The organism is Amycolatopsis decaplanina DSM 44594 (assembly GCF_000342005.1).
GTDB lineage: Bacteria > Actinomycetota > Actinomycetes > Mycobacteriales > Pseudonocardiaceae > Amycolatopsis > Amycolatopsis decaplanina.
The window spans coordinates 399,835-412,518 of the sequence record NZ_AOHO01000048.1 but is presented as its reverse complement, the minus strand read 5'-3'; the positions used below and the strand labels follow the sequence as shown (position 1 = coordinate 412,518).

At 67.8% G+C, this 12,684-nt stretch carries 14 protein-coding genes; 7 read left to right on the top strand and 7 right to left on the bottom strand.

Annotated features, from left to right (window positions below):
- The first annotated feature begins 13 nt into the window (after positions 1 to 13).
- Entirely contained in the window at positions 14 to 1,147 is a 1,134-nt protein-coding gene (locus tag H074_RS14585; protein ID WP_007030814.1) for a hypothetical protein, read from the top strand.
- Entirely contained in the window at positions 1,140 to 1,679 is a 540-nt protein-coding gene (locus tag H074_RS14580; protein WP_007030813.1) for a hypothetical protein, read from the top strand. Before H074_RS14585 ends, H074_RS14580 begins: the two co-directional genes overlap by 8 nt.
- A gap of 155 nt (positions 1,680 to 1,834) precedes the next feature.
- Here H074_RS14580 and H074_RS14575 read toward each other — a convergent pair whose 3' ends face one another.
- Complete coding sequence (locus H074_RS14575) at positions 1,835 to 2,089, bottom strand: DUF397 domain-containing protein (RefSeq protein WP_007030812.1); 255 nt, start codon at positions 2,087 to 2,089, stop codon at positions 1,835 to 1,837.
- Positions 2,090 to 2,440: 351 nt separating this feature from the next.
- Between H074_RS14575 and H074_RS14570 the strand changes: the two genes are divergently transcribed.
- Both H074_RS14570 and H074_RS14565 read left to right on the top strand, forming a co-directional pair.
- Positions 2,441 to 2,713 (top strand): hypothetical protein, encoded by a 273-nt coding sequence (locus H074_RS14570; RefSeq protein ID WP_007030811.1) that lies wholly within the window; start codon positions 2,441 to 2,443, stop codon positions 2,711 to 2,713.
- Positions 2,714 to 2,718: 5 nt separating this feature from the next.
- Positions 2,719 to 2,979, top strand: a complete 261-nt coding sequence (locus H074_RS14565) for a hypothetical protein (RefSeq protein WP_039922558.1) — start codon at positions 2,719 to 2,721, stop codon at positions 2,977 to 2,979.
- A gap of 4 nt (positions 2,980 to 2,983) precedes the next feature.
- Here the strand turns inward: H074_RS14565 and H074_RS14560 are convergent, their stop codons facing one another.
- From H074_RS14560 to H074_RS14550, 3 genes are read right to left on the bottom strand one after another with little or no spacing between them, the layout of a single operon-like run.
- Positions 2,984 to 3,832 (bottom strand): SAM-dependent methyltransferase, encoded by an 849-nt coding sequence (locus H074_RS14560; RefSeq protein ID WP_007030809.1) that lies wholly within the window; start codon positions 3,830 to 3,832, stop codon positions 2,984 to 2,986.
- A 14-nt stretch (positions 3,833 to 3,846) separates the two neighbouring features.
- On the bottom strand, positions 3,847 to 4,662 hold the full coding sequence (locus tag H074_RS14555; protein WP_007030808.1) for an SAM-dependent methyltransferase: 816 nt from the start codon (positions 4,660 to 4,662) through the stop codon (positions 3,847 to 3,849).
- A 1-nt stretch (position 4,663) separates the two neighbouring features.
- A complete protein-coding gene (locus H074_RS14550) occupies positions 4,664 to 5,521 on the bottom strand; it encodes a helix-turn-helix domain-containing protein (protein WP_007030807.1) in 858 nt (285 codons plus the stop codon).
- A gap of 219 nt (positions 5,522 to 5,740) precedes the next feature.
- On the opposite strand from H074_RS14550, the gene H074_RS14545 reads away from it, so the two are divergent.
- Both H074_RS14545 and gndA read left to right on the top strand, forming a co-directional pair.
- Positions 5,741 to 6,649, top strand: coding sequence for an MBL fold metallo-hydrolase (locus H074_RS14545; protein WP_007030806.1), 909 nt, complete (start codon positions 5,741 to 5,743; stop codon positions 6,647 to 6,649).
- A 273-nt stretch (positions 6,650 to 6,922) separates the two neighbouring features.
- Positions 6,923 to 8,362 carry an NADP-dependent phosphogluconate dehydrogenase gene (gndA, locus tag H074_RS14540; RefSeq protein WP_007030805.1) on the top strand — a complete coding sequence of 480 codons (1,440 nt, stop codon included), beginning with the start codon at positions 6,923 to 6,925 and terminating at the stop codon, positions 8,360 to 8,362.
- 78 nt (positions 8,363 to 8,440) lie between these two features.
- Here the strand turns inward: gndA and H074_RS14535 are convergent, their stop codons facing one another.
- Both H074_RS14535 and H074_RS14530 read right to left on the bottom strand, forming a co-directional pair.
- The gene (locus H074_RS14535; protein ID WP_007030804.1) at positions 8,441 to 9,163 is read right to left on the bottom strand and encodes a Clp protease N-terminal domain-containing protein; all 723 of its coding nucleotides are present in this window, start codon (positions 9,161 to 9,163) and stop codon (positions 8,441 to 8,443) included.
- Between the two features lie 33 nt (positions 9,164 to 9,196).
- Positions 9,197 to 10,411 (bottom strand): NAD(P)/FAD-dependent oxidoreductase, encoded by a 1,215-nt coding sequence (locus tag H074_RS14530; protein ID WP_007030803.1) that lies wholly within the window; start codon positions 10,409 to 10,411, stop codon positions 9,197 to 9,199.
- A 147-nt stretch (positions 10,412 to 10,558) separates the two neighbouring features.
- Between H074_RS14530 and H074_RS14525 the strand changes: the two genes are divergently transcribed.
- A complete protein-coding gene (locus H074_RS14525; protein WP_039922555.1) occupies positions 10,559 to 11,908 on the top strand; it encodes a nucleobase:cation symporter-2 family protein in 1,350 nt (449 codons plus the stop codon).
- Between the two features lie 34 nt (positions 11,909 to 11,942).
- Here H074_RS14525 and H074_RS39270 read toward each other — a convergent pair whose 3' ends face one another.
- The gene (locus H074_RS39270) at positions 11,943 to 12,470 is read right to left on the bottom strand and encodes a hypothetical protein (protein WP_007030801.1); all 528 of its coding nucleotides are present in this window, start codon (positions 12,468 to 12,470) and stop codon (positions 11,943 to 11,945) included.
- Positions 12,471 to 12,684: the final 214 nt, after the last annotated feature.

Genomic DNA, 12,684 nt, shown 5'->3' with positions numbered 1-12,684 from the left:
AGAGGTCGGGGGTATGGATCTCACCGCGGGAGGGGCGAGGGCCGTCTCGGTGGCACGAAGTGAACGCACCGGTCTCGTACCGGCGGGCACGGTGCTGGCCGGGTCGGTGATCTCGCTGATCGGGCTGACCTGGGACATCCAATGGCACGGCGACGTCGGCCCGGACACGTTCTTCACGATGCCGCACCTGTTCCTGTATTCGGGCAGCGCGATCTCCGGGCTCGCGAGTCTCGTGGTCGTGCTGATGACCACGGCCGCGCGCCGGGCGGGGCGCCCGATAGACGCACGTGTCGGCGGCCGCGCGGTCAACGTCTTCGGCAAGGTCTTCGCCGCACCGGCCGGCTACCTGGTGACCGGGACCGGCGCGGCGATGTTCCTGTTGTACGGCCTGTGGGACCAGTGGTGGCACGGCTTGTACGGCTTCGACGCGGTGATCGACTCGCCGCCGCACATCGGGCTGTTGCTGTCCATCACGCTGAGCATCATCGGCACGGTCATGGTGTTCGCGGCCGCGCGGGAGCACCGCTGGGGCACCGTCGGCGTGGCCGGCAGTCTCGGTGTGCTGATCGCGTTCAGCACGGTGACCGTGCTGGGGCTGCAACAGATCGACGTCGACGGCCTCGACGTCGTCTCCGTGGGCATCGCACTGCTTTCGGTGCTGCTGGTCTCGGCGGGCGCCGGGTTCCGGGGGCGGCCGGGCGGAGCGGTCCGGGTCGCCGCGGCGCTGGCAGTCATCCAGGCGATCACCTGGTGGTTCTCGCCGTGGGCGGCGAAGGCGTACGCGAGCGCGGTCGGCCTGCCGATGCGCGACTACATCGACGGCGTTCCCGCGATGCCTTCGATGATGCCGATGGCGCTGCTGCCGATCGCGGCCGTGCTCGAAGCGGTCTACCTGCTTTCGCGACGCGGCTGGTCCGCGGGCCGGGTTTCGGTGCCGGCGGGCGTGATCGGCGGATTCCTGGTCGGCGCGAGCATGCCGATCCAGAACGCGATCGTCTACGGCGCCGACTCGATCCGGTGGCCGATCGTGTTCGCGACCGCCGCCGGCGGCGCGGTGGCCGGGTTGCTCGGCGGGTTCGCCGGGTGGCGATTCGGCGGGATGCTGAGGCTGCTGGCCCCGGCGAAGGGGGACAACGCGCATGCGTAAGACACTGCTGGCCTTGGCGGCGGCGATCGGGTTGCTGTTCGCGACCACACCCGCGGCGAATGCCTACGAACCGGTGAACATCGTCCACACCGAACGAGTGCAGGTCGGACCGTACGGGATGACGGTCGGGTTCAGCACCTGGCCGTTGCGCGCCATGCAATCGCTGGACTTCACGTTCATCCCGGACGGCGGGATCGCCGGGAAGACGGGGACGCTCGCGTTCGTCAATCCGGAGACCGGGCGACTGGGCCGTGGCCAGCCGCTGGCGAAGCATCCGCGGAAACTGGAGGTGTGGGGGCTGGACATCCGTGCCCTGCAGACGCAGGGCTCGTGGACGTTCCGGTTCGAGATCGAGGGGCCCGCGGGCAAGGGCGCGGGGGAACTCCGCGATCTGGTGGTGCTCGAACAGCCGGGGCCGCCGATGGCGGTGAGCTGGTCGATCAGCCTGATCCCGCTGATCGTCCTCGCCGTCCTGATCGCCGTCGCCTGGCGGCGCACGAAATCCAGGCTCACTCTGTCTGTCGCCCGCTGACGAAAACCCGCCGAAGGGGCGCCGTTTCGCGTCAACACCCAGTTGACTGCGAATGCGCCCCTTCATCGTGTTTTCGTGGCCTTCGGCCAAAAGAGGCGCGCGACGTGAAGTCTCCGTCGGGCGCGGAGCGCCCTTGGGGAGACCTTGTGGTCAGGTCAAGGGCTAAGATCGAACTGTCCGGCCTTGACCGCCTTGAGGAAGGCGTTCCACTCACCGGAATCGAAGACGAACACGGGACTTTGGGCCAGTTTGGTGTCACGGACCCCCACCAGGCCTTCCCTGCCGAGATTGACCTCGACGCAGTTCCCCCCGTTGGGCTCGCTCGCGAAGGACTTCTCCCACGCGGAGTCGTCGAACAGCGACACGGCCGTGGTCGGATCGTAATCCGCCGCCGATGGATAATCGGCCATTGGTCGTACCTCCGAACGTCGGTCGGGGGCGCGGGTCGCGACCTGCGCGAACCGTCACGGTCCCGGCTTCTCCCTGCCTCAACGGGACTATCCCGCACGGCCAAGTGGGTGATCAACTCCGCCCACCCTCGACATGAAGATTATTCCAGGAGTAGGATTAATCGCAGCGGCCGGGGCTCGGTTGTTGGTGAATCGCTCGCAGTACGCGAAGACCTCGGCGACGGACGTCATCGGGTGCGTTCAGCAGGGAGTTTCGCCGTTCCGGCAGGCCACCGACGGCAGGTGACCGGCAGGGACACCCTCCCCGCGGCGCATGACCACCCACCGCCGACCTCGTGGGGGAGGATCAGCGTGATCATTCAGGACACCATGCCGGCGACGGTACTCGCCGTCGGCAGGCTCATGGCCGGGACGGCGGGCGAAAGCCGCCGCTCCGCGCATCTTTTCGACTTGCACTCCGGGGGTTCGCACCCCGAGTTCCTGCACGCCCGTTGCGGCGCGGCGATGCCTTACGACCACCTGGAATGGATCCCCGTCGGTTCGGGGATGCCCTGTGAGCGTTGTCTCGGCCTGGCCGGTTCGGCCGACCAGGCGCGGTTGCCGCGTCCGAGCCGGGGGGTGTGACCGCCATGGCCGTCCGCCTCACCACGCTGCTGTTCCGCCGTGAGGACGAACGCCTGGCCTCGGCGAAGCACCACCGCAACATCGGGCTCGAACTGCGGCAGCGGTTCGGGTTCAGCCTCATCCAGGCGCCGTTGCGCAAACAGCCACCGTGGAACTCCGAAGTCGATTCGCCCGGCGCGCACCGGGACCTGATCAGGACCGGCCGGCCGCTCGAAGGTCAGTTCGAGCTGACGCCCCTGATCGGGTATCTGACCGGCCGGGCCTGACGTATCAGGGCTTACGGCCCAATCCGCCGAGCCCGCCGGTGAAGGTGGGGTCGTCCGCGAACCGGTCGCTCGCGCGGGAATCCGCTTCGTCGAGATGCCAGGTGGCCATCCAGTCGATGCCCGGTTCCACCAGTTCCAAGCCGTCGAAGAACGCGGCGAACTCAGCGCGGGATCGCAGATGGAACGGTGCGCTCGTCTTCTTGTACAGCTCCTGGACGTCCTCCCGGTTGTCGCCTTCCTTGCGTGTGACGCCGTCCTCGGTCAGATGCGAGGCGAGGAAGTACGAACCCGACGGCAGAAAATCGATATAACGCTCGACCATCTCGTGGACGGGTTCGTCCGGGCCGAGGAAGTACAGCAGGCCGACCAGGACCAGCCCGATCGGCTGCCGGGGGTCGAGCACCCCGGTTTCGAGGGCGCGTTTCCAGATGTCGGCGGGGTCCCGGACGTCGCCTTGCAGGACCGCGTGCCGCCCGAGCAGCCCCTCGCGTTCCAGCAGCAGCTGGGAATGCGCGACGGCGACCGGCTCGATGTCGACGTACACGACCCGGGCGCCGGGGTTGATCGCGCTCGCGATCTGGTGGACGTTGCCGACGGTGGGCACACCGGAGCCGATGTCGAGGAACTGGGTGATCCCCTGGCGCGCCAGGTAGCCCACGCCGCGGCCGAGGAAGTCGCGTCCGACCCGGGCGAACGTCTTGACCTCCGGGAACTGTTTGAGGACCTGCGCGCCGAACTCGCGATCGATGGCCCAGTTGGCCGAACCGCCGAGGAACCAGTCGTACACCCTGGCCACGTTGGGTCGTTCGAGATCGACACCTTCGGGGACTTCGGGGTCCTGCTGCGTCGTCATACCGTCACACCTCGTCAGAGACCGGGTTTGCGGGCGACCCCGCCGATGGCGCAGTTAAGCGCAGGCGAGCGGGGGGCGTCCAGTCGCCATGCGCCGACCGGGACCAGACCGGGCGCCACGAGGCCGAAATCCCCGAAAAAGCCGAGGATCTCTTCCTTGTCGCGAAAGGACGCCGGTGTACTCGACTGTTCATACTGCTTCACGACGCGCTGGACCTGTCCCAGCTCGTCACCTTCCACTCCGGACATCGTGACGTGGGACAGGACGTAGAACGACCCCGCGGGCAGCAGTCGCCGGTATCGCGCGACGACGTCCGCCAGTTCGGTGCCCGGCACGAAATGCAGGACCGCGACGGTGAGCAGGGCGACCGGTTTCGCCGGGTCGAGCACGCCGGTTTCGAAGGCGCGCTCCCAAACGTCGTCCGGGTCGCGCAGGTCGCCGCCGATCACCGCGTGCCTGGCGGGATCCCCGTTCTTCTCCAGGAGGATCCGCGCGTGCGCGACGGCGACCGGTTCGTTGTCGACGTACACGCACCGGCTGTCGCCGTCGACCTCACCGGCGATCTCGTGGACGTTGCCGACCGTCGGCACGCCGGAACCGAGGTCGAGGAACTGGTTCACGCCGTGCTCGGCGCAGTGCCGCACCGAACGGCCGAGGAAGGCCCGGTTGGCCCTGGCGAGTGCGCGGATGAGTGGGAAGGCCGTGACCAGCTGTTCGCCGAATTCCCTGTCCACCGCCCAGTTCGCGGTTCCCCCGAGCGCCCAGTCGTAGATTCGGGCGGCGTTGGGCCGCTCGAGATCCACACCCTCGGGGAGGAACCGTGGGGCCATCTCAGGCTTGCATCTGCGTGCGGTACAGCTCGGCGAGTTCCTTGAGGAACTGCCGGGTCTCCTGACGTTCCAACGCGGCGCCGCGCAACCTGTCCCAAGAGTCGACGAAGATGTTGAAGTCCTTGACATCGTCGAGGTACAACCCGCCCGCGGAATGCTCGATGTAGACGAAATCCCTGGTGCGATCGGGAAAACGCATGATGGTGAAGTCGTTGGGCACCGCGGCGAGCCGCGCGCCGAACGGCAACACGTGCACATACACGCGTGGATGCTTTTCCAAAGCCAGCAGATGCTCGACCTGGTCCAGCATCACCGCCGGGGCGGAACCACCGGGAGCACGGCGCAAGGCGCCTTCGCTGATGATGAACCGGTAGTAGGGCGGCTGCTGCTGCTCGAAGACGGCCTTGCGGTCCAGCCGGTTGCGGACCAGCGAAGTGACGTCCGTGGCGCCTGCTTCGGTGAACTGCTTGAGCATGTAGTGCTCGGACTGCAACGGGCCGGGGATGCGCTCGCCGTGCCAGGTGAGGATCTCCGCGGCCGCGGGTTCGAGGTCGGTGAAGGTGCGGAACCAGTGCGGCACCACGGATCGGTAACCGGACCAGTGGCCACGCTGCCCGGCCGCGGCGCGGGCCAGGTTCATCAACGTGTCGGCCTCGTCGCCGTTGATCCCGAACGCGTTCAGCATCGATCGCACATCCCCGAGCTTGACCCCGACGGCACCGGACTCGATCTTGTTGACCTTGCCCTGGGTGCAGCCGAGAACCTCGGCGACCTGCTGCTGTGTCATCCGCGCGGCGTTGCGGGCATGCCGGAGCTCGTTCCCGAGCTGCTTCCGGCGCGAGGTGACGGTGCTGGCCATCGCCTTGCTCTCCCGGACCACATAACCAGGACCACGGCTGCCCGCCGTCCTGCGCGCGAATACTCGAACCCACCCAGGGTACTTCACCTTGCGGGGTTCGATGATGACATTGCGCAGCGTTCCAGGAAACGGCCGAAAACACCAGTCACCTGGTACGTCACCCTGGTGGCGGAGCGATCTCGTCACATTACGGGCACACCGGTCGGGCATAGTGACCGAGTGGACCAATCCCCCTTCGCCAGGCAGGTCACCGATGGCGTCTTCGGGTACGTCCAGCCCGACGGCTCGTGGTGGATCAACAACTGCGGGTTCGTCAACGCGGGCGATCACACAGTGGTGATCGACACGTGTTCGACCGAACGGCGCACCAGGGCGCTGCTGGCGACGGCGGAATCGACCGGCGGGGCGCCGGTGACCACCGTGATCAACACGCATCACCACGGCGACCACACGAACGGCAACTACCTGGCGACCGGCGCGACGATCGTCGGGCACCGGAAGACGCGCGAGGTGATGGTCGCGACCGGGATCAACACCTACGAGAACTCGTTCACCGGGAACGATTGGGGCCATCTGGAGCTGCGGCCACCCGAGGTGCTGTTCGACGACCGGCTGACCGTGCACGCCGGCGACGTCCGGCTGGAGCTGATCCACCCCGGACACGCCGCGCACACCACCAACGACGTACTCGTCTGGCTGCCGGAGCGGCGGGTGCTGTTCGTCGGTGACCTGATCTTCAACGGCGGCAGCCCGTTCGCGCTGATGGGCTCGCCCGCCGGCTGGCGGAAGGCGCTGGACCTGGTCCGTGAGCTGGAGCCGGCGACGATCGTGCCGGGCCACGGCCCGGTGTGCGGCCCCGAGGCGATCGACGTCGTCGACGGATACCTGGGTTTCCTGCAGAAACTCGCCTCACACGGGAAGGCCGCCGGGCTGACGCCTCTTCAGGCTGCTCGCGAAGCGGATCTCGGGCCCTACGAGGCATTGTCCGAACAGGAGCGGTTGCCGGCGAACCTGCACAGGGCCTACGCCGAACTGGACGGTCTCGCCTGGGGCGCGCCGATCGATCTGGGGGCCGCGCTGGCGGACATGGTCACCTTCAACGGGGCCCCGATCCGCTGCTTCTCCTGACGTACTCCACTCAGGGCGGTCGAGCGCCGTGTCGCGAAAGCATCATTTCGCGACGCTTTCCTCGCGCGCGTCCGAAACCCAGCCCCCCACCCGTCCCTGGGGGACGGCCCCGCACCCAGCGTAGCGGCGACCACGCCGGCCCGGGGCGCCCGAGCCGAGTTGTCCACAGGTCCGCCCGGTTGTGGACAACTCCCGTTTGATCCCGTCTCGCCCCGGCGCCGTATCCCTCGACGGGGATAGGCTCGGCACGGGAATCGAAGCGGAAGGGTGCGGATGAGCAAGAAGGCGAGCATCGGGGTCACCGGTCTGGCGGTCATGGGCCGCAACCTGGCCAGGAACCTGGCGAGGCACGGGCACACGGTGGCCCTGCACAACCGCTCCGAGCAGCGGACGAAGGAACTGGTCGAGCAGTTCGGCGACGAGGGCGACTTCATCCCGGCGTATTCGGCGCAGGAGTTCGTCGACGCGCTGGAGCGGCCGCGCCAGGTCGTGATCATGGTCAAGGCCGGTGCGCCGACGGACGCCGTGATCGACGAGTTCGTCCCACTCCTCGAGAAGGGCGACGTGATCGTCGACGCGGGCAACGCGCACTTCGCGGACACCCGGCGCCGCGAGGCCGCGCTGCGCGAGAAGGGCATCCATTTCGTCGGCACCGGTGTATCCGGCGGCGAGGAGGGCGCGCTGCACGGGCCGAGCATCATGCCGGGCGGCTCCAAGGAGTCGTACCAGTCGCTCGGGCCGCTGTTCGAGGACATCTCGGCGAAGGTCGACGGCGAACCGTGCTGCACGCACGTGGGCGCGGACGGCGCCGGGCACTTCGTGAAGATGGTGCACAACGGCATCGAGTACGCCGACATGCAGTTGATCGCCGAATCGTTCGATCTCCTGCGCGGCGCGGGCGGTTACTCCCCCGCCGAGATCGCCGAGGTCTTCAGGACCTGGAACTCGGGACGGCTGGACTCGTACCTGATCGAGATCACCTCGCAGGTACTGGCCCACACCGACGCCGCTTCCGGCAAGCCGTTCGTCGACATCGTGGCGGACCAGGCGGAGCAGAAGGGCACCGGCCGCTGGACCGTCCAAATCGGACTGGACCTCGGCGTACCGATCAGCGGCATCGCCGAAGCCGTCTTCGCGCGCTCGCTGTCCGGTTCGTCGAACCTGCGCGAGGCCTCCCGCGGTCTCGGCGGCCCCTCGCGTGCTCCGCTGACAGGGTCCGCTTTGGACACCTTCGCGGACGACGTCGAGCAGGCTCTGTACGCGTCGAAGGTGGTGGCGTACGCCCAGGGCTTCAACCAGATCCAGGCGGGCGGCGCCGAATACGGCTGGGACATCGACCTCGGCAAGGTCGCGTCCATCTGGCGCGGCGGCTGCATCATCCGCGCGAAGTTCCTGAACGACATCACAGCCGCGTATGCCGAAGAACCCGCGCTGCCGACGCTTCTGACCTCCGGCGGCTTCCGCAAGGCCGTCGAGGACGCTCAGGACTCCTGGCGTTCCGTGATCTCCACGGCGGTGCGCCTCGGCATCCCGACTCCGGGATTCTCGACCGCGCTGGCCTACTACGACGGTCTTCGCGCGGAGCGGCTTCCGGCCGCGCTGGTGCAAGGGCAGCGGGACTACTTCGGTGCCCACACGTACCGCCGCGTCGACCGCGAGGGTTCGTTCCACACCGCTTGGGCCGCCGACGGCCGCCCCGAATCCTCCGCCTGACAAGGCTGAAGGGGACTTTCCCCGCATCGCATGAGACGAAAGCGTCCTTCACCGCCTGAGATGCGGTGAAGGACGCTTTCAGCCCTCCCCGCGCGCCGCGACGATCTCCGCCAGCGCCCGCAGGATCACCGCCTCGGTCTTCTCCTTCGTGAGCCCGAGACCGGTCAGCAGGTCGTCGCCGAGTTCGAACAGGGCCAGCAGGATGTGCTCGGTGCCGATGTAGTTGTGCCCGAGCCGCAGCGACTCCCGCATGGCCAGTTCCAGCGCCTTCTTGGCCTGCGCGCCGAACGCCATCTTCGCCGCTTCCACCGGCTCGTCGGTGGGTTCCGGCAGCCTCGCCTCCGCGGCCTCGCGGACGGCCTCGAGAGTCACGTTTTGCGCCAAGATCGCCCCCGCCGCGAGCGCGGCCGGTTCGGCGAGCAGGCCAAGGACCAGGTGCACGGGCTCCATCTGCGGACTCTTCGCCGAGACCGCCGCGTCCCGCGAAGCGACGACGACGTGCCGTGCGCGATCGGTGTAGCGGCCGAAAACCTTCACCAGGTCTTCGAGCGAAGAGCCACTGGAGTCGACAAAGCGCTTCTGCGCGGCCTGTTTGGACACCCCCATGTTCTTGCCGATTTCGGTCCAGGACGCGCCGGAGCGCCGCGCCTGGTCGACGAAGTGGCCGATCAGGTGGTCGGCCACTTCGCCGAGGTGCTCGCCGAGGAAGACCGCGTCGGAAAGCTGACCGAGCACGTCGCCGTCGGGATGCTGCTGCTTGATGTGGGAGATGAGGTCGTCGAGCCGGACTGGATTCGTCATGCCGTCAACTCTAGGTTGACGAATGCGAGATCGTCAACCGCGGGTTGACGCAAAGGTCGCTTTGAGATCGAAGCCATTGGCCTCCAGCGTCTCGAACCGCGGCGCCGGATCCGCGGCGAACAGGCGGCGCGCGGCGATGTGGTCCGGTGGCCGGTTCACCGACTCGACCCCGGCGAGCACGCCGTCGCGGAACGACAGCACCGAGAACTTCCCGCCCTCGCGATCCCCGGTCACGACGGTCTTCTCCGCCCCGGTCAGGATCCCGGCGATCTGCAGTTTCGCGCCGAGCTGGTCGGTCCAGAACCACGGCAGGCTGTCGTAAGGCGCGGGTTCGCCGGCGATGGCGGCCGCCGCCGCCCGCGCCTGGTCGACGGCGTTCTGCACCGACTCCAGCCGGGTCGCCGTCCCCGCCTGGACACACGGGAAGTTCGCGCAGTCCCCGACCGCCGAGATCTTCGGGTCGCTCGTGCGCAAGTGCTCGTCGACGACGACACCGTTCGCCACGGCGAGCCCCGCCTCTTCGGCGAGCCGCGTCCGTGGTTCCACCCCGACCCCGACCAGTACCAGATCGGCGGGCAGCAGGCTGCCGTCGCTCAGTTCCACCTCGGTCACCCGGCCCTCGCCGCGCAGCGCCGCGACGCCCTTGCCGAGCAAGATCGTGTGTCCCGCTCCCTCGTGCAGCGCGGCGAAGTACGCCGAGACCTCCGGAGTCGCGACGCGGGCCATCAGCCTGTCCTGCACCTCGACGATCGTCACAGGCCGCCCGGCGTGCGCGGCGAATTCGAGCCCGATGAACCCGCCACCGACCACGACCACGTTCTCCGCGCTTTCCAGCGCGGCTCGCAGGACATCGGCCTCGTCCTTGGTGCGCAAGGTGAACACACCATCCAAAGTGGACCCCGGCACCGGCAGTACGCGGTTGACCGATCCCGTCGCCAGTACGAGATGGTCGTATTCGTGGGCGCTCCCGTCCTCGAGCACCACCTTCGCGCCGTCGCGATCCACTGACGCGACGCGGCCCGGGATCAGTTCGATGTTCTTTTCCGCGAAGAAGTCCTCGGGCCGCAGACGCAACTGAGCGTCACCCGCTGTCCCGGCGAGATAGCCCTTCGACAACGGAGGCCGTTGGTACGGCAGCCCGGGTTCGTCGCCGATCAGCACCACCCGCCCGTCGAACCCCTTGTCCCGCAGCGAGGTCGCCACTCCGAACCCGCTCTGCCCGGCCCCTACGACGAGGACGGTCTCCATCGGCGCTCCTTCCGTTGTGCCCGATGTCCATTCAACACAGCTCCGGCCTCTTCGACCGCCCTTTCGCAACGTGATCCTCACGCGGTGGACGCGCTACGGTCATGCCCGACGAGTCCACTGGTGTTCCCGCACGTCACAGGGGGTTACATGAGCCGACCCGAGCCACACCCGGTCGACGCACGTCCGCCGCTGCCGAAGCTGACCCTGCTCGGCCTGCAGCACATGACGATCATGTACGCGGGCTCCGTGGCCGTCCCGCTCGTCGTGGGCAGCGCGCTGAAACTGGACGCGGCGACGATCGCGTTGCTGGTCAACGCGGATCTGCTGGTCGCGGGGATCGCGACGCTGATTCAGGCGATCGGGATCGGGAGGATTTTCGGCATCCGGCTGCCGGTGGTGGCGGGCGCGACGTTCACCGTGGTCAACCCGATGATCATGATCGCGTCCCAGTACGGCATGCAGGCCGTCTACGGCGCCATGATCGCGTCGGGCGTGTTCGGCCTGCTCATCGCGAAACCGTTCGCGAAGATGATCCGGTTCTTCCCGCCGCTGGTTTCGGGCACGCTGCTCATGGTCATCGGCATCTCGCTCATCGGCCCGGGTGTCGGACTGATCGCCGGCCACGACACCGGATCACCGGATTACGCGAAGCCAGCGAACATCGCGCTCGCGTTCGGCGTGATCGCGGTGATCGTCCTGTTCACTCGCGTCCTGCGCGGGTTCGCGAGCCAGATCGGCCCGCTGCTGGCGCTGCTGATCGGCCTGGCCGCGGCCGTCCCGATGGGTTTGGTGAGCTTCAAGGGCATCGCCGACGCCGACTGGTTCGGCCTCGCGTCGCCGTTCCACTTCGGCCCGCCGACCTTCCCGATCGCGGCCGTGCTCTCGATGTGCGTCGTGATGCTGGTGACCTACACCGAATCCACCGCGGACCTGGTCGCGGTCGGCGAGATCACCGGACGGCCTGCCACGGATTCGGACCTCGCGCGCGGTCTCGCCACCGACGGTCTCTCAGCCATCCTCGGCGGCGCGATGAACTCTTTCCCGGACACGGCTTTCGCGCAGAACGTCGGCCTCGTGCAGATGACCGGGGTACGCAGCCGGTGGGTGGTCGCGATGGCGGGCGGCCTGCTCGTGCTGATGGGCCTGGTGCCGAAGGTCGGCGCCTTCGTCGCGGCCGTGCCGGAACCGGTGATCGGCGCGGTCGCGGTGGTCATGTTCGCGATGGTCGCCGCGGTCGGCGTGCAGAACCTGAAGAAGGTGGAGTTCTCCGGCAATCACAACACCTTCATCGTCGCGGTGTCGATCGGGGTCGGGCTGCTGCCCGCGTTCGCCACGAACCGGTTCGGGAACTCGATCTTCTTCCAGCATTTCCCGGCGTGGTTGCAGACCGTCTGCGGCAGCCCGATCACGGTCGCCGCGATCGTCGCCTTCACCCTCAACCTGCTGTTCAACCACCTCGGCAAACGCCGCGAGCCGGATCTCTTGCAAGCGCCCTAGCGTGTCCCCGCGACCTTCGGCTTGGAGACACCTTCTAGCAGAAGAGCCACTTCGGCCACAGGTTGCACTCCTCGGTCGGCGTCGTCGAGGGCGGCGGCGGAGTCGTGCCGGGCGGTTGTGGAGGGCCAGTCGATCCCGTCGGCTTCGGCGGGTCGGCGGGCGCGTGCGACGAGGTCGGTGTCGTCGTCGTTTCGTCCGGGGAGTCGGACGTCGACGCGGCCGAACTCGACGTGCGACGGCTCGACGACGTCCTGCTGGGCTGCGAGGAAGTCCCGCCTTCGCCGGTTTCGACCGTCTCGGTGGACGGGACCGCCGACGTCGCGTCGGCTCCTCCGTTTTCCGAAGGCCGCTTCGGCATCTCGATGACACTGATCCGGTTCGGCTGCGCATTCTGCTCGGGTTCGGAATCGAACCCGACGAGAACAGCGGCCGTACCGCAGGCGACGACCACGGCGATCACCACCGCGATAACTCTCCAGCGTGACTTTGCCCGTGACTCCTCGTGGTCGTCCCAGCCCTCGCGAATAAGCAGGTCGGCGACCGAAACGTCGTCGTCATCCACCAGCTGAAACCTTTCGCACCGGGAACGAGCGAAGAGTAGTTCTACCGCAACTCACCGCCGAACGGGTGAAGTTAACCAAAAATTATTCACCCAATGGAACACGCCAGCGTAGACCGGTCACACAGCGTGTATTCATATGCTTCCGCGCATATCCGCGGTGACCCACCTCCGGCTCGCGTATACAGCGCCCTCCGCGGGTGGTGTAATCGACGGT